At 38.3% G+C, this 16,248-nt stretch carries 14 protein-coding genes and 1 other annotated feature; of the genes, 12 read left to right on the forward strand and 2 right to left on the reverse strand.

Annotated features, from left to right (window positions below):
* Positions 1 to 954: putative PEP-binding protein (locus ACLU24_RS03450; protein WP_412610349.1), on the forward strand; the 954-nt coding region annotated here is incomplete at its 5' end.
* A 196-nt stretch (positions 955 to 1,150) separates the two neighbouring features.
* On the opposite strand, the gene leuA is transcribed toward ACLU24_RS03450, so the two are convergent.
* Positions 1,151 to 2,842: a 2-isopropylmalate synthase gene (gene leuA, locus ACLU24_RS03455; protein ID WP_412610350.1), complete on the reverse strand. Its 1,692-nt coding sequence runs from the start codon at positions 2,840 to 2,842 to the stop codon at positions 1,151 to 1,153.
* Positions 2,843 to 2,938: 96 nt separating this feature from the next.
* Positions 2,939 to 3,176: a binding site (T-box leader), on the reverse strand.
* A gap of 226 nt (positions 3,177 to 3,402) precedes the next feature.
* On the opposite strand from leuA, the gene ACLU24_RS03460 reads away from it, so the two are divergent.
* From ACLU24_RS03460 to ilvC, 5 genes are all read left to right on the forward strand, one after another.
* Positions 3,403 to 3,843, forward strand: a complete 441-nt coding sequence (locus ACLU24_RS03460; protein WP_412610352.1) for a cell wall hydrolase — start codon at positions 3,403 to 3,405, stop codon at positions 3,841 to 3,843.
* A 33-nt stretch (positions 3,844 to 3,876) separates the two neighbouring features.
* Positions 3,877 to 4,500, forward strand: coding sequence for a hypothetical protein (locus tag ACLU24_RS03465; RefSeq protein WP_412610353.1), 624 nt, complete (start codon positions 3,877 to 3,879; stop codon positions 4,498 to 4,500).
* Positions 4,501 to 4,777: 277 nt separating this feature from the next.
* Positions 4,778 to 6,388, forward strand: coding sequence for a biosynthetic-type acetolactate synthase large subunit (gene ilvB / locus ACLU24_RS03470; RefSeq protein WP_412610355.1), 1,611 nt, complete (start codon positions 4,778 to 4,780; stop codon positions 6,386 to 6,388).
* Positions 6,389 to 6,398: 10 nt separating this feature from the next.
* The gene (ilvN, locus tag ACLU24_RS03475) at positions 6,399 to 6,887 is read left to right on the forward strand and encodes an acetolactate synthase small subunit (RefSeq protein ID WP_022264291.1); all 489 of its coding nucleotides are present in this window, start codon (positions 6,399 to 6,401) and stop codon (positions 6,885 to 6,887) included.
* 49 nt (positions 6,888 to 6,936) lie between these two features.
* Positions 6,937 to 7,959: a ketol-acid reductoisomerase gene (ilvC, locus tag ACLU24_RS03480; protein ID WP_412610356.1), complete on the forward strand. Its 1,023-nt coding sequence runs from the start codon at positions 6,937 to 6,939 to the stop codon at positions 7,957 to 7,959.
* 169 nt (positions 7,960 to 8,128) lie between these two features.
* On the opposite strand, the gene asnB is transcribed toward ilvC, so the two are convergent.
* Positions 8,129 to 10,000, reverse strand: coding sequence for an asparagine synthase (glutamine-hydrolyzing) (gene asnB, locus ACLU24_RS03485; protein ID WP_412610357.1), 1,872 nt, complete (start codon positions 9,998 to 10,000; stop codon positions 8,129 to 8,131).
* A 332-nt stretch (positions 10,001 to 10,332) separates the two neighbouring features.
* Between asnB and ACLU24_RS03490 the strand changes: the two genes are divergently transcribed.
* The 6 genes from ACLU24_RS03490 (at position 10,333) to ectB (ending at position 16,203) form a co-directional block, all read left to right on the forward strand.
* Positions 10,333 to 11,694: a MurT ligase domain-containing protein gene (locus ACLU24_RS03490; protein ID WP_412610359.1), complete on the forward strand. Its 1,362-nt coding sequence runs from the start codon at positions 10,333 to 10,335 to the stop codon at positions 11,692 to 11,694.
* Positions 11,695 to 11,711: 17 nt separating this feature from the next.
* A complete protein-coding gene (locus tag ACLU24_RS03495; protein ID WP_412610360.1) occupies positions 11,712 to 12,443 on the forward strand; it encodes a hypothetical protein in 732 nt (243 codons plus the stop codon).
* 27 nt (positions 12,444 to 12,470) lie between these two features.
* The gene (locus tag ACLU24_RS03500) at positions 12,471 to 13,469 is read left to right on the forward strand and encodes a sugar-transfer associated ATP-grasp domain-containing protein (RefSeq protein WP_412610362.1); all 999 of its coding nucleotides are present in this window, start codon (positions 12,471 to 12,473) and stop codon (positions 13,467 to 13,469) included.
* 373 nt (positions 13,470 to 13,842) lie between these two features.
* Positions 13,843 to 14,046: a 50S ribosomal protein L31 gene (rpmE, locus tag ACLU24_RS03505; protein ID WP_022264278.1), complete on the forward strand. Its 204-nt coding sequence runs from the start codon at positions 13,843 to 13,845 to the stop codon at positions 14,044 to 14,046.
* Positions 14,047 to 14,106: 60 nt separating this feature from the next.
* A complete protein-coding gene (locus ACLU24_RS03510; RefSeq protein WP_412610364.1) occupies positions 14,107 to 14,730 on the forward strand; it encodes a YigZ family protein in 624 nt (207 codons plus the stop codon).
* A 207-nt stretch (positions 14,731 to 14,937) separates the two neighbouring features.
* On the forward strand, positions 14,938 to 16,203 hold the full coding sequence (ectB, locus tag ACLU24_RS03515; protein WP_412610365.1) for a diaminobutyrate--2-oxoglutarate transaminase: 1,266 nt from the start codon (positions 14,938 to 14,940) through the stop codon (positions 16,201 to 16,203).
* The last annotated feature ends 45 nt before the right edge of the window (positions 16,204 to 16,248 follow it).

Below are 16,248 nucleotides of genomic sequence, written 5' to 3' on the forward strand. Positions count from 1 at the left end.
CTTTGCCGTACAGAGCATATGTTCTTCGAGGAAGACAGAATTGCTGCATTCCGTGAGATGATTTGCTCCGATACAGTTGAAGAGAGAGAAGCAGCTCTCGAGAAGATTCTTCCATATCAGCAGGGCGACTTCGAGGCTCTCTACGAGGCTCTTGAAGGTAATCCTGTTACAATCCGTTTCCTTGACCCACCTCTCCATGAGTTCGTTCCAACAGAAGAGGCTGATATTAAGAAGCTTGCTGATGCACAGGGTAAGACAGTTGAGCAGATTAAGGCTATCATTGCTTCTCTCCACGAGTTCAACCCAATGATGGGTCACCGTGGCTGCCGTCTTGCAGTAACATATCCTGAAATTGCAAAGATGCAGACAAAGGCTGTTATCCGTGCAGCTATCAATGTTAAGAAGGCACATCCTGATTGGGCAGTTAAGCCGGAAATCATGATTCCTCTCGTTTGCGAAGTTAAGGAACTTAAGTATGTAAAGAAGATAGTTGTTGAGACAGCTGACGCTGAAATCGCTGCTGCTGGCATCGACCTTGAGTACGAAGTTGGTACAATGATTGAAATTCCAAGAGCTGCTCTTACAGCTGATGAAATTGCTAAGGAAGCTGACTTCTTCTGCTTCGGCACAAACGACCTTACTCAGATGACATTCGGTTTCAGCCGTGATGACGCTGGTAAGTTCCTCAATGCTTACTATGATTGCAAGATTTTCGAAAACGATCCATTCGCAAAGCTCGACCAGACAGGCGTAGGCAAGCTTATGGAAATGGCTATCAAGCTTGGTAAGCCAGTTAACAATAAGCTCCATGTAGGTATCTGCGGCGAGCATGGCGGCGACCCATCATCTGTTGAGTTCTGCCATAAGATTGGTCTTGACTATGTATCTTGCTCACCATTCCGTGTACCGATTGCTCGTCTTGCTGCTGCACAGGCTGCTATCAACAACAAGTAATTTAATTGCACTGAATAAATAGACCATAAAATGAAAGAAATCCGTCTGTTGTGAGAAATCACAGCAGGCGGATTTTTATGTCTACTCCAAAATATGCAAATAATAAAAAGGTAGTCACTATAAAATAGCAACTACCTTCTTTAAAATATTTTTGATTTCTTTATACTAAGTAAATAGAAATGATCAAGTTTTGAAATCAAAGCCCTTTTTGAATAACATCTCTGTTAATAGCGCAAAGAACAGCTTTAATTGATGCTTTAAAGATATTTGTGTGAATACCTACACCATATATAGTTTTACCCTCAGGAGTTTTTAAACCGATATAAGCAACCGCTTTAGAGTCTGAACCGCTTGAAATAGCGTGCTCGGTATAGTCAACAACTTCATAGCCTGTAACGCCGATTTCCTTTATAGCATTGCAGAAAGCATCAATAGGACCATTTCCGTTGCCTTCTATTATCTGTTCACTTGCAGAGCCATCACTAATTCTGAGTTTGCCTCTGAAGTACATAATATCATTGCCATGATTTTCGAGAACAGTGTGTCCGAGGAGAGAATATCTTTCATGGATATCAATATAGTTATCCTCAAATACTTTGAAAACTTCTTTAGGAGTAAGTTCACGACCTTCGTCGTCACAAACCTTTTGAACCAAAGTACCAAATTCAGGGTGCATTTTTTTTGGAAGATTATATCCGAAATTATTCTGCATAATAAAGGCAGCTCCGCCCTTGCCTGATTGAGAATTGATTCTGATGATAGGTTCATACTGTCTGCCGACATCAGCAGGGTCTATCGGAAGATATGGGATTTCCCACATATCGCTATCGTGTTCTTTCATATAAGCAAAGCCTTTATTGATAGCATCTTGGTGAGAACCTGAAAAAGCAGTGAAAACAAGGTCGCCGACATATGGTTGACGCTCATTAATGTGCATTTTTGTGCAGCGTTCAAAGATTTCACGATATTTAGGAAGGTTGCTGAAATCAAGCTTAGGGTCAACGCCTTGAGTATACATATTCAAACCGACAGTAACAATATCAAGATTACCTGTGCGTTCACCGTTACCGAAAAGTGTACCTTCAACTCTTTCTGCACCAGCAAGAAGTGCAAGTTCAGTAGCAGCAACGCCTGTACCTCTGTCATTGTGTGGGTGAATACTGATTATAGCGCTCTCTCTATTTGGAAGATTACGAATAAAGTATTCAATTTGGTCAGCATAAGTATTTGGAGTACACATTTCAACTGTGTTAGGAAGATTAAGGATAACAGGATTTTCAGGTGTAGAGCCAAGAGCCTCCATAACAGCAGAACAGATTGAAATAGCATTATCAGGTTCTGTGCCAGAAAAGCTTTCAGGTGAATATTCAAAACGAATATTTGTATCTCCTGCAAAATTTTCAGTAAGTTCTTTGATAAGCTTAGCACCATTTACAGCGATTTCTGTAATTCCGTCCATATCCTTATGGAAAACGACCTTACGCTGTAAGGTTGAAGTTGAGTTATAAAAATGAACGATAACATTTTTAGCACCCTTAACAGCTTCAAAAGTTTTTCTGATTAAGTGTTCACGAGCCTGAACAAGAACCTGAATAGTAACATCATCAGGTATGAGGTTATCATCAATAAGTTTACGGCAGATTTCATATTCTGTTTCAGATGCAGATGGAAAACCGATTTCAATTTCTTTAAATCCCATATCGCAGAGAGCTTTAAAAAATTCAAGCTTTTGTTCAAGATTCATTGGGTCTACAAGTGCTTGGTTTCCGTCACGAAGGTCAACAGAACACCAGATAGGAGCCTTTGTTATAACATTATTAGGCCACTTTCTGTCGGGAAGATTTATTTGCTTAAACGGTGCATATTTTCTGAACGACTCTTTTAACATAAAAAATTCCTCCATATATCAATAATTTTATCCCACAAATTAGCTGACAGGAGGCTTGGGTGTTATAAACATCAAAAAAGCCCGCCCCCTTAATAGCTAAGGGGCGAGCATAAAATTCAATGCACGCGGTACCACCCTAATTCAAACGCCAAAGCGTTCCTCAGCGAATCTCCAACAAGATTCTGGTCTATAACGGGACCTTACGGTCTGCCTTTAAATATTCGGGCAGACAACTCCGGGATGAGCTATACATATATAAAGCCAACGCTGTCTTACACCAACCGACAGTTCTCTTTGCTTGTTTTATATATCTTATTCCCTTCACAGTTTTTGCGGGATTATTCTTAATATTTATTATACGCATTGAGCCTAAAAAAGTCAACTGAATTTATAGAAATTCTACGCATTTATGGAAAATTAACAGATTAAGTGTAGGGACAATCTGAGTTAGTTCATTCTTGTCCTGAAAATATTCTCACGCAACAAAGCAATGTTGCATATCATATATCAAGGCGTCGATTCCGACAAACCTTTCAGGAGATTCCAAGGGGGATGATTCTGTGGATACACGGGAATTATTTGCAAGACTTATAGAATGTGAAGCGGGCGGAGAAGGAGAAGACGGCATGAAAGCCGTTGCAACAGTTATTATGAATCGTGCGACAGTGCCTTATGGTGAATTTGCGAGAGTAAGCAACGGCGGCGATATTCGTGCAATTATTGAACAAGCAGGCCAATTCGTATGTATGATGACTACAGTTGGCGGAGAATATAATCCGCAAAATGTTTATAATATAACTCCATCATCCGAAAGCTATGAGATTGCAGATTGGGCGATTGACGGAAATCTTTTTAACCCGGTCGCCAATAGTTTATTTTTTATGAATCCATATAGTGCCAGATGCCCAACATATTTTCCTGTTGGTGGAATAGGTGTCGCATTTAATAGAATAGGCGACCATTGTTTCTATGTCCCAACAGAAAAATATGCTCAGACTTGATTTTCGATAATTTTTATTGTAAAGGTGATATTTATGAATAATAGCATGAACGATGATTATGCAATAGACCTTGCTCAATATTATGGAGTTTCTTTCAGTGGTTCGGAGAACGCTTCTGCTCCAACAAACTATCACCCGAACCTTCCGTCACTTGAGCAGATAGCATCATATAATCTTCAAAATGCCCGTGCAGAGGCGGCAAGACAAAATGCAATGAATAATCAAACTCAACAAGGAATGAGTAGCTCAAATATGAGTGGCTCAAGTATGGGAAATTCAGGTACAAGCGGTTCTCAAATGTTGACGGCACCTGGAACCGGAGCATCAAGCTACCCTACGAATGATAATTCTATGAATATGGGTACGACAAGCAGTTCAGGTACTATGACTCAGACATCTTCATCTCAGCCGATACTTGAATATAATCAGCCATATCCGATAACAGCCGAGAGCATACAATACTTAAATGGATTTATTCGTTCGCAAATAGGAAGAAATGTCAGTATAGAATTTCTTGTTGGCACAAATCAACTTGTAACTAAAGATGGCTTTTTGTTAGCGGTTGGTGCAAACTTCATTTTGCTTAATCCAAAGGGAACAGATGATATACTTGCCTGTGATTTCTATAATATAAAATTTATTACATTCTACTCTTAAAAACAAATTTTATTTTTAAGAAGATTTTTTATTTTGTGTAATTTTTAAATCCAAATAATTTTTATACAATCTGTGGGCGGACTATGTTCGCCCATTTATTTTATTCTGTTAAAAGCTTTATGCTAATAGGTTAATTATGCTTATTTAGCATTATAGAAAAAGTTTTTTATGAATAAATATGCTAAGTGACTTGCTAAACTCTTGACTATAAAATTGCAAAATGCTATAATAAAACCTAAACGAAAATCTATTTTAAAAGTTAAAGGGAGGTCAGGATATGATAAGCGGTGCTGATATTATGGTTAAGTGTCTCGTAAATGAGGGCATTTCCGTTGTATTTGGATATCCTGGTGCAGCTATCTGCCCTTTCTTCGATTCCTTATATGATTCTGATATAAGAACAGTTCTTGTAAGACAGGAACAGAATGCAGCTCATGCAGCGAGCGGTTATGCCCGTGCTTCAAGTAAGGTTGGTGTATGCGTTGCGACTTCTGGTCCCGGTGCAACAAACCTTATTACAGGTATTGCAACAGCTTATATGGATTCCATTCCGATTGTTGCGATTACAGGACAAGTTCGTTCAGACTTAATCGGACGAGATGTTTTTCAGGAAGCGGATATTACAGGTGCTTGTGAACCTTTTATAAAGCATAGCTATCTTGTTAAGGATACAAATGATTTAGCAAGAATTTTTAAGGAAGCTTTTCATATAGCTACAACAGGCAGACCCGGACCAGTCTTGATTGATGTTCCGATTGATATACAGCAAAATAAGATTTCAGGTTTTGAATATCCGGAAGATGTAGATATTATAGGTTATAAGCCAAGTGTTAAAGGACACCCTATACAGATAAAAAGAGCCTTAGAACTTATTGCTGAATCAAAAAGACCAGTAATATGTTCGGGCGGTGGAGTTCTTTCATCGGGTTCCAAACCCGTTTTTGCAGAATTTGCCGATAAAACAGGTATTCCGGTTGTTTCAACAATGATGGGCATAGGCGTTATGCCGTCAGATAATAAGCAATATCTTGGTATGCTTGGTACATTTGGTACAGTTCGTGCAAACAGAGCTTTGCTTGAAACAGACCTTTTGATTCTTTGCGGAGCAAGAGTTGGTGACAGAGCGGTTGCCGCTCCACATCAGGTAGCAGAGAGAGCAAAGGTTATTCATATTGATATTGACCCTGCCGAAATCGGCAAGAACATACAGACAACCGTTCCGATTGTCGGAGATATGAAAAATGTTATCACTGTTATGAGAGATAAGATTAACTATCATGTTTCTGATGAGTGGAAAAACGAATTTATGTCTTGGAAAGAGCCGGAAATTAAGCCTATCGAGGGCTTTGTTGAACCGAGAACCTTTATATCAAGACTTTCAGAGATGCTTAGACGAAAAGCAATTCTTGTTGCTGATGTTGGACAAAACCAAATCTGGTGTGCAAATAACTTCAAAATTTCAGACGGCAGATTCCTGACCACAGGCGGTATGGGAACTATGGGATATTCTCTTCCGGCTGCTCTTGGTGCAAAGCTTGCCCGTCCTGAAAGAGATGTATTTGTTGTTTGTGGCGACGGCTCGTTCCAGATGAGTATGTCGGAACTGGCAGTTGCTGTACAAAGCGACATAAATGTTAAGATTATCATTATGCAAAACGGCAGACTTGGTATGGTTAGAGAAATTCAGGACAAGCTTTATGGAAGTAGATATGCTGCGACTATACTTGGCAATGTTCCTGATTTTGCGAAGCTTGCTGATGCATATGGAATCAAAGCCTATGTTGCTACAACAAACGAAGAAGCCGAAAATGCTGTTGCAGAAATGCTTGAATCAGACAAGCCTAATGTGCTTATTTGCCAAGCAAGTCCTGAAACACCATCGAGATAAGGGGGATTATATGAAATATACACTTTCTGTTCTCGTTGAAAACCAAGCCGGTGTTCTTTCTAAGGTTTCTGGATTGTTTTCAAGGCGAGGCTTCAATATCGACAGCCTTGCGGTTGGAATTACAGAAGACAGTTCAATCTCTCGTATGACTATTGTTGTTGACGGAGATGAATATGTTGTTGAACAGCTTGAAAAACAGCTTAACAAGGTTATTCCCGTAATAAAAGTCAGAACCTATGCTCAGGGCGAATTTATCAGTCGTGAGCTTAGTTTAATCAAAGTCAACTGCCCTGCAAAGCAGCGACTTGATATAATGAAAATTGCAGAGCTTATGGGTGCAAAAATCGTAGATGTTGCGGTTAATACTCTTACTCTTCAATTTGCAGATACTCATGAGCAATTTGAAACATTGCTCGATTTACTCAAGCCATATGGTATCCGAGAAATCGTTCGCACAGGTACAGTAGCCATCGAAAAAGGCTCTAAAACAACGGTTTAAGGATTCATATATATTTTATTTTTCATTAAGAAAAGCGGAGGTAATTTTTATGTCAAAATTCACACCGAAAATCTACTATCAGGCAGACTGTGACATCAATGTTCTTAAGGGTAAGACTGTTGCTATCATTGGCTACGGTTCACAGGGCCACGCTCACGCTCTTAACCTCAGAGATAGCGGCGTTAATGTAATCATTGGTCTTTATAAGGGCAGCCGCCGTTGGGACCATGTTAAGGAGCTTGGTTTCGAGGTCTATACAACAGCAGAAGCAACTCAGAAGGCAGATATCATTATGATTCTTACACCTGACGAGAAGCAGGCTGATATTTATAAGAAAGATATCGAACCAAACCTCACAGCAGGCAAGGCTATCGCATTTGCTCACGGCTTCAACATTCACTTCAAGCAAATTACACCTCCTAAGGATGTTGACGTATTCATGATCGCTCCAAAGGCTCCGGGACACACAGTTCGTTCTGAGTATGTAGAAGGCAAGGGTACACCAGCTCTTGTAGCTGTATATCAAGATGCTTCAGGTCATGCACTTGACATCGCTCTTGCATATGGTGCTGGTATCGGTGCAGCTCGTGCAGCAGTTATGGAAACAACTTTCCAAATCGAAACAGAAACAGACCTCTTCGGCGAGCAGGCAGTTCTTTGCGGCGGCGTTACAGCTTTGATGCAGGCTGGTTTCGAAACACTCGTAGAAGCAGGTTATCCACCGGAGAATGCATACTTCGAGTGCATTCACGAAATGAAGCTCATCGTTGACCTTATCTACACAGGTGGATTCTCTATGATGAGATATTCTATTTCTGATACAGCTGAGTTCGGTGATTACGAGACAGGTAAGAGAATCGTAACTCCTGAAACAAAGGCTGAGATGAAGAAGGTTCTTGAAGAGATTCAGGACGGTACATTCGCTACAAAGTGGATTGCAGAGAACAAGAATGGTCGTGCACACTTCAACGCAACTCGTGCTATCAAGGCTTCTCATGAACTCGAGAAGGTCGGTGCAGAGCTTAGAAAGATGTATTCTTGGAATGCAACTGATAACAAGTACGCTGACTAATTTCTTTAATATTACAGAAAAGTCGCATAGCTACTTGATATATACTTCTTGTAAATAAATAACCCCCGCACATTGATTATAGAAATCATAGTGCGGGGGTTATTTTATTATCTTTAAAGTGCTAAAAGTTTAAATTTTATTTTAGAGATTAAAGATATTATCCTCAGCCTTAGTCATCAATCTGATTTTCAGGGATTGGAGGAATTACTTTATCAGAACCGAAATAGATGTTATACCAAAGTAAGAAAACATAGATTGTCCAAACCTTGCGGCTGTTATCTTCTTTGTTGTGAAAATGCTCGTCAAGAAGCTCAACAAGAACATCAGTGTTAAAGAACATTTCAGCAGTTTCAGATTTAAACATATCCTTAACAATGTTATAGAATTTTTCGTCACGGAGCCAAACTCTTGTAGGAACAGGAAAACCAAGCTTTTCCTTTTGAGCAGTTTCCTTTGGAAGATGACGGAGAGCAGCCATACGCATTGCATACTTTGTGTTCTTTCTATTTACACGAAGATTTGTAGGAAGCTTTCTCGCAACCTCAAAAACCTTTCTGTCAAGGAACGGAACACGAAGTTCAAGAGAGTTAGCCATACTCATACGGTCAGCCTTGAGAAGAATATCACCGACCATCCAAAGGTTGATATCGAGATATTGCATCTTGGTAACATCATCATAGCCACGAACTCTGTCATAAAACTTTTTGCAAAGGTCCTGTGGACGAGTTACGATTGAAGTATCCTTGAGGATTTCATCTTTTTCTTTATCATCAAATAGGAAAGCATTACCTATGAACTTTTCTTCAGTAACTCTTTCGCCACGAAGAATAAAGCCTCTGCCCTTGATGTGTGGCATCTTGCGAGCCTTGTTAGCTAAAGCAGTTCTTGCCTTTTGGTTGAAAATCTTCTGATAGAGCTTAAATACATGAGGTTCATTATAGACAGTGTATCCGCCAAAAAGTTCGTCGGCGCCTTCGCCTGAGAGAACAACTTTTACATATTTACTTGCTAACTTTGAAACAAAGTAAAGTGCAATACATGATGGGTCTGCGAGAGGTTGGTCCATCTGATACTGAACCTTAGGAACAGCCCCCCAGAATTCATCAGAGCCGATAAGCTTTGTGTGGTGGTCAACGCCGATTTTTTCAGAAAGACGCTTTGCCCAGCTTATTTCGTTGTAGTGGTCGCCGAAGTCAAAACCGACAGTAAATGTCTTTTGGTCAGCAAAGTATGTTGAAACATAGCTTGAGTCAACACCGCTTGAAAGGAAACAACCAACCTCAACATCACTGATTTTGTGAGCATTAACAGAATCCTCAAATACAGCCTCGATTTCATCAACAGCTTTATCAAGTGTGAGTGATTCATCAGGCTTAAAAGTAGCCTCGAAATATCTTGTAGTAGTAACCTTGCCGTCCTTATACCAAAGGTAATGTCCCGGTAAAAGACAGTAAATGCCCTCAAAGAAAGTTTCAGGCGGAACTACATATTGGAAAGAAAGGTAGTTATCAAGAGCCTTATGGTTGAATTTCTTTTTATATTTCGGATATTCAAGAATACTCTTAATTTCAGAGGCATAGACGAAAGAACCGTCAACCATAGCGTAGTGCATAGGCTTTATGCCAAAGAAATCTCTTGCAATAAATAAAGAGCCGTCCTTTGTGTTGTGAATTGCAAAACCAAACATACCTCGGAGCTTCATAAGCATATCCTCGCCCCATTCTTCAAAGGCATGGATGAGAACTTCGGAGTCTGTCTGAGTATAAAACTTATGACCAGCCTCCATAAGTTCCTTACGCAAATCCTTATAGTTATAAATTTCTCCGTTAAACATAAGAACGAGTGATTTATCTTCATTATATATAGGCTGACTACCTGCATCAAGGTCTATAATACTAAGACGGCGAAAGCCCATAGAAATCTTGTCGCTTGTATAGTAGCCGTAGCTATCAGGACCTCTGTGAGTGATAACATCGGTCATTCTTTTAAGGACATCATCTCTGTCGATTATTTCGCCAGTAAATCCGCATAATCCGCACATAATTATCTTCCCTTCATTTTATGAACAGTCATTTTACAAAACTATACCAATTTTATCACACAGAGAATAATCTTTCAACTATTTTGAAGTGGGTTTTATTCTATAAATATAATTAGCTTGTTTTTCGATGTAAACTTTGTAAAATATGTTAAGGTCAGAAGAAGTAATAAATTTAATTTACCCTGTAAATTTACTAAAATTACAGGGTGAAATCGTGAAAAAGCCTGATTTCTTGCCACTTGTTTTTTGCTCTTGCGTATTGTATAATCAATTAGATAATTTTGTAATATGATTTGATTAAATCGTTTTTTATTTTAGGAGGAAATTATTATATGCTGAGATTTATTATTAGCCTTTGGGCATCAAAGCTGTGCCTATTTTTATTTAAGCATACAGGCAGAGAGCGTGACGACAGACCGGGTATTCTTGCTCTCAGACTTTGCCCGAATTTTCTTGATAGAGTTAAGAAACCACCGCTTGTTGTCGCTGTTACAGGAACAAACGGTAAAACAACAATATCAAATCTTGTCAGCAATATATTAAATCTTGAGGGAAAAAAGGTTGCGTATAATACATGGGGAGCTAACTATAAGGCAGGACAGGCAAGATGCTTGCTTGATGCTGTAAGTATTTTCAACAGACCTACTAAAGACGCAGCAGTTGTTGAAGTTGATGAACTTCTTTCATATAAGACTTTGCCGTGGATTCAACCGAATTATGTTATAGTAACTAATATTTGTCGTGACTCAATAAGAAGAAATGCTCATCAGGACCTTATTTTCAGCAGAATAAATCAAGGCGTATCAAAGCTTCCAAATGCTACGCTTATCCTTAATGCTGATGACCCGAATAGTAGTTTCTTAGGCGAAAATAACAATAAGCGTTTCTTTGCAATAGCGGACCAACACGCTGATGTTTTTGAAACAAATGTTTCAGACTTCCCTGTTTGTCCTAAGTGTGGAACTGTTCCGGTATTTAATTACCGCCATTATCGTGCAATCGGAAATTTCTATTGCCCTAATTGCGGTTTGAAATCCAAGACAGGAGATTTCATTGGAACTAAGCTTGATTTTGATAAAAGAGAAATGCTTGTCAAAGAAAAGGACGGAGAATTTAAATATCCGCTTGTTTCTGATACAATTTTTAATGCCTTTAATATTATGGCTATCATCACACTTTTCCGTACTATTGGATATTCCCCGGAGGTTATTGCTGAGCATATTAAGCATATTAAGCTTCCTGAAAACAGAGTTGCCTGTGAAGATTTGGGCAAGATAAAAATGTACACATTCTCCGCAAAAGGACAGAATGTTTCTGCGGCCTCTACCGTATTTGAATATCTCGCAAAAGAACCATCAAAGAAAGAGCTTATTCTTTTGCTTGATGAACATTACGGAGATGACCCTAATATTGAAACAATCACTTGGTTATATGAAACTGATTTTGAATATCTCAACAATGAGAATATAAAAAAGATTATCGTTGCAGGTCAGCGTTACCTTGATTATAAGCTTCGTTTGCGTCTTGCAGGAATCCCTGTTGAAAAAACCGTTTGCGTTTTTGATGAACAAACTATTCCGGATTATGTATCAACAGACGGAATCGAATCAATCTATGTTCTGCACGATGTTACAACAGTTCTCAGAGCTAAGAAGATTAAGGACAAAATTAAAGAAAAAATCACAAACCAATGAGCCAATAAGGAGGATATATGAAAATAGAAGTACTTTACCCCGAACTTTCTAATCTTTACGGAGATTATTACAACGCTAAATATCTTGCTATGTGTATTCCGGATAGTCAGACAGTTTTTACCTCAAATAATGATAAACCCGCTTTTCTTAGCGAAAAAGTTGATATAATCTGTATGGGTTCTATGTCAGAAAGAAATCAGGAATTTGCAATTAAACATCTTATGCCATATAAGGATAAAATCAAAGAGCTTGTAGATAATGGAACTTTCTTTCTTGCAACCGGAAATTCCTTTGAAATTTTCGGCGACCATATAGAAGATGACGGCAAAAAAATAGAATGTCTTGGCGCTATAGATTTTTATTCAAAGCGTCAGATGAATGATAGAAGAAATTGCTTTTTCCTTGGAGATTTCCAAACAGAAAAAGGTGAAGATATTAAAATAGTAGGTCATAAATCGCAGTTCTCATTCTCGCATGGAAAGGCTACCGAAAAGCCATTTATAAGTGTTGAGGGTGGTTTTGGAATAAACCTTGATAGCAAGAACGAAGGCGTTCATTATAAGAATTTCTTTGGAACATATATCCTTGGTCCGTTTATTATGCTTAATCCGCAATTTTTAAAGTACCTATTAAGGTCAATGAATCTCAATGATAGCTTACTTTATGAAGAAGAAATCAATAATGCATATGCTGACAGATTAAAAAGGCTTCAGCGTGAAGGCACAGAATTTCTTATGGGAGCGGAATAATTTTATCAAAGGTTTGGTGTTTATAATATGGGAAAAGTCGGGTTTCTTATTAAGCGTATAGCGACTCTTGATTATAAAAATCTTATGAAAACAGCAGGCGAAGTTCATAAGGCAAGCGGAAAGAGCAGAATTTCAGCTTTTACAGATATAGTTAAGTGCGGAATGAAATATCAGGCTGGCTATATGGATTATAAGCTTTTTAAGATGTATGAGCTTAGCAATGAAGAAAGAGCAAAAATTCTTACTCGTGGCAAAAATGATGCATATGTCCGCCGTCTTAATGATAAGGAGTATGTCGGAATCTTCTCTGATAAAGCTGAATTTAATAAGCATTTTGATAAGTACCTTTGCCGTGAATGGATTTTGCTTGATGGAAATAATGAAGCTGATTTCGCCAAATTTATTCAAAATAAGGAACAGATTATAGTAAAGCCTTTAGGCTTGTGCTGTGGTAGAGGAATTGAGATTTTAGACCCAAGAAAATATAGTGTACATGAACTTTATGACTATCTTATGAAAAATCAAAGCTACCTTGTTGAAGAAGTTGTAAAGCAAAGTGCCGAAATTTCAGCAATTTACCCTTCATCTGTAAATACAATAAGAATAGTTACAGTGCTTAGCGATAATAATGTTCCGTCTATTGTCGGTGCATATATGAGAATAGGAACAGGCGGAAATGTTGTTGATAACTTCAACCATGGTGGAATAACAGCTCCTATAAATATAGAAACCGGAAAAATTGAGCATAAGGCTCGAAATAAGAGCAATGTATATTTCAGCAATCATCCGGATACAAACGCTCAGATTCTTGGATTTACAATTCCAAATTGGTCTGGACTTACTGATTATGCGAAAAGCCTTGCTTTGGTTATGCCTAAGATGAGATATGTCGGTTGGGATATTTGCATTACAGAAAAGGGCTTTGCGGTTATCGAAGCAAACGAATATCCGGGCAACGACCTCTATCAGATTCCAAAGGAAGATATTGGAACAGCAAATCTTATAGAAGATGCTCTTAAAAAATAATTGTTACATCTTAGAAGACTATTGTTTAGCTAATACACTTATTTAGACAAATAAAAGTTTCGCTCGAGGTGGCAAGTCGCCACAGCCGAGACGCGTAATCGCTCGATAAGTCTCGCTCGTAGTGTATATGGTAAGTTAATTGACGCGAATGTGGAAACTACCGATGAGCTACCATATGGGCGAACACAGTTTGATCCTACACTTAAATCATTAGTATATTTTTGATAATTTTAAAAAATATTATTAACCAACATCTATTATCAAACTTGCGTTAATTTATTATAGATTTTTCTTGAAATTTATCTTGCATTTTCTGTTTTGTTGTGGTATAATTGATTTTGTTATGTAGCAGTGTTGAAAGAGGTGAACCGAAATGAAAGAGAATATTCATCCAAATTATAAGCAGACAACTATTACCTGTGCTTGTGGTAATGTTATCGAAACAGGCTCCACAAAGCAGGATATCCGTGTTGAAATATGCTCAAAGTGCCATCCGTTCTTTACAGGCAGACAGAAGCTCGTAGATACAGGCGGTCGTGTCGATAAGTTCAGAAAGCGTTACGGCATGGGCAAATAATTATGTTTTATGAAAGGACGACACAGTTTGTGTCGTCTTTTTTGTTTGGTGGGATATTTTATGGAGATATATAAAACAATTAAAAATGAAGCTCAGGACGAATTTGTCGAACGCCGTTCAAAATTTATAGGTTATATCAAGCCTGTTCAAAAGGAACAAGAAGCTATCGACTTTATAAACGAAAAAAAGCGTATCCACTGGGACGCAACTCATAATGTATATGCTTATATTTTGCGTAATGGTCAGATAAAGAGATATTCCGATGACGGAGAGCCTCAGGGCACAGCGGGTATTCCTGTACTTGATGTTTTGCAAAAAGCCAGAATCGTTGATGTTGTGGTAGTAGTTACAAGATATTTCGGCGGAATACTTCTTGGCGGTGGAGGACTTGTCAGAGCATATTCTCACGGAGCGTCCATTGCCGTTAATGCAGGCGGAATAATTACAATGGAAAAATCCCTAAAAGTTGCTTTGAACTGTGATTATAACCAGTATGGTAAGCTTTCAGGTTTAGTTCCGTCATTTGGTGGAAATATATACAATAGTGAATTTACAGATTGTGTTGGCTTGGAATTTTATTTGCCAAAGGATAAATATGAGCCTTTTATAAAAGAACTTGCAGATGTAACTTGTGGAAGTGTTGAAGCAGAAATTATAGGCGAAGAATGGGTAGAGGCAAGTTAACTTCATAAGGCAATAGTATTCTGTATTTGTAATAAAATTATTGGCTTTCTTTGACAATATTTTTACATCTGGCAGCTCAATATATTATTGTTTAAACATTGACAAAGGGATAAATAAGGTCTAAAATTTATTCTGTTAGAAAGCAACTTGTTTTGAATGGCATTTTGCCAGAACAAAACAACTTATAATTGGAAGGGGTATGAATTTATGAATACCGAAGTTTTTGAAAACTATGAATCCAGCGTTCGTTCATATTGCAGAAGATTTCCTACAGTTTTTAAGAAATCTAAGGGTGCGTTTATGTATGACGAGAACGGCGAAAGATATATCGACTTTTTCTGCGGTGCAGGTGCAGTAAACTACGGACATAATAATGATTATATCAAGCCAAAGCTTATTGAATATATTGAGAATGACGGCATTATGCACGCTCTTGATATGTATACAACTCCAAAGAGAGAGCTTATTGAATATCTTGAAGAAAACATTCTCAAGCCAAGAGGACTGAATTTCAAGGTTATGTTCCCAGGACCTACCGGTACAAATGCAGTCGAGGCTGCTTTAAAGCTTGCTCGTAAGGCAAAGGGAAGAAGCAATGTATTTTCTCTTATGGGTTGTTTCCACGGAATGACTCTTGGTGCATTGGCTCTTACAACTGATTCAGCAGCAAGAAAGGGTGCAGGTGTTAAGCTTAACGATGTAACACATATTCCTGCTCCTTATATGTATCCTGGTTTTGATACTATTAAGTATATGCAAGATTTGCTTGACGATGACCATTCAGGTATAGAGAAGCCGGCAGCACTTGTTATAGAAACAGTTCAGGCTGAGGGCGGAATTCATGTTCTTGATGTAGAATGGTTAAAGGCTGCAAGAAAATTCTGCGATGATAATGATATAGTTCTTATCGTAGATGATATTCAGGTTGGCTGTGCAAGAACAGGCACATATTTTTCATTTGAGAGAGCTGGAATAGTTCCTGATATTGTTGTCCTTTCAAAATCAATCGGTGGCTATGGTTTACCGCTCGCATTGACACTTGTTAATCCTGCAATCGACTGCTTTACACCGGGCGAACATAACGGAACTTTCAGAGGCAATCAGCTTTCATTCATTGCCGCTAAAGCCGGTCTTGAATATATGCTCGAAAATAAGGTTGAAAAGCAAGTTCAGGAAAAAGCACCTATCGTTAAGGAATTTATCGAAAAAGAAATTCTTCCACTTGATAGCCGTTTGAAGCTTCGTGGAATTGGTCTTATCTGGGGTATTGATTGCTCAGAATTCCCTGATAAGAATTTCAGCGATAAGGTTACAAGAAAGGCATTTGACCATAAACTTATAATAGAGCTTGCAGGTAGAGACAATTCTGTTGTAAAACTTATGCCTCCGCTTGTAATTGACAAAGAAACTCTTATAGAGGGACTCAAAGCTCTTAAAGCGGCTGTTGAAGATTGCCTTAAAGAATTAAACTAAAGATAATTTAAAGTTGAAACTTTTAACATTAAAATCTATTTGCAT

This window comes from Pseudoruminococcus sp. (genome assembly GCF_047012705.1).
Lineage (GTDB): Bacteria > Bacillota > Clostridia > Oscillospirales > Acutalibacteraceae > Pseudoruminococcus.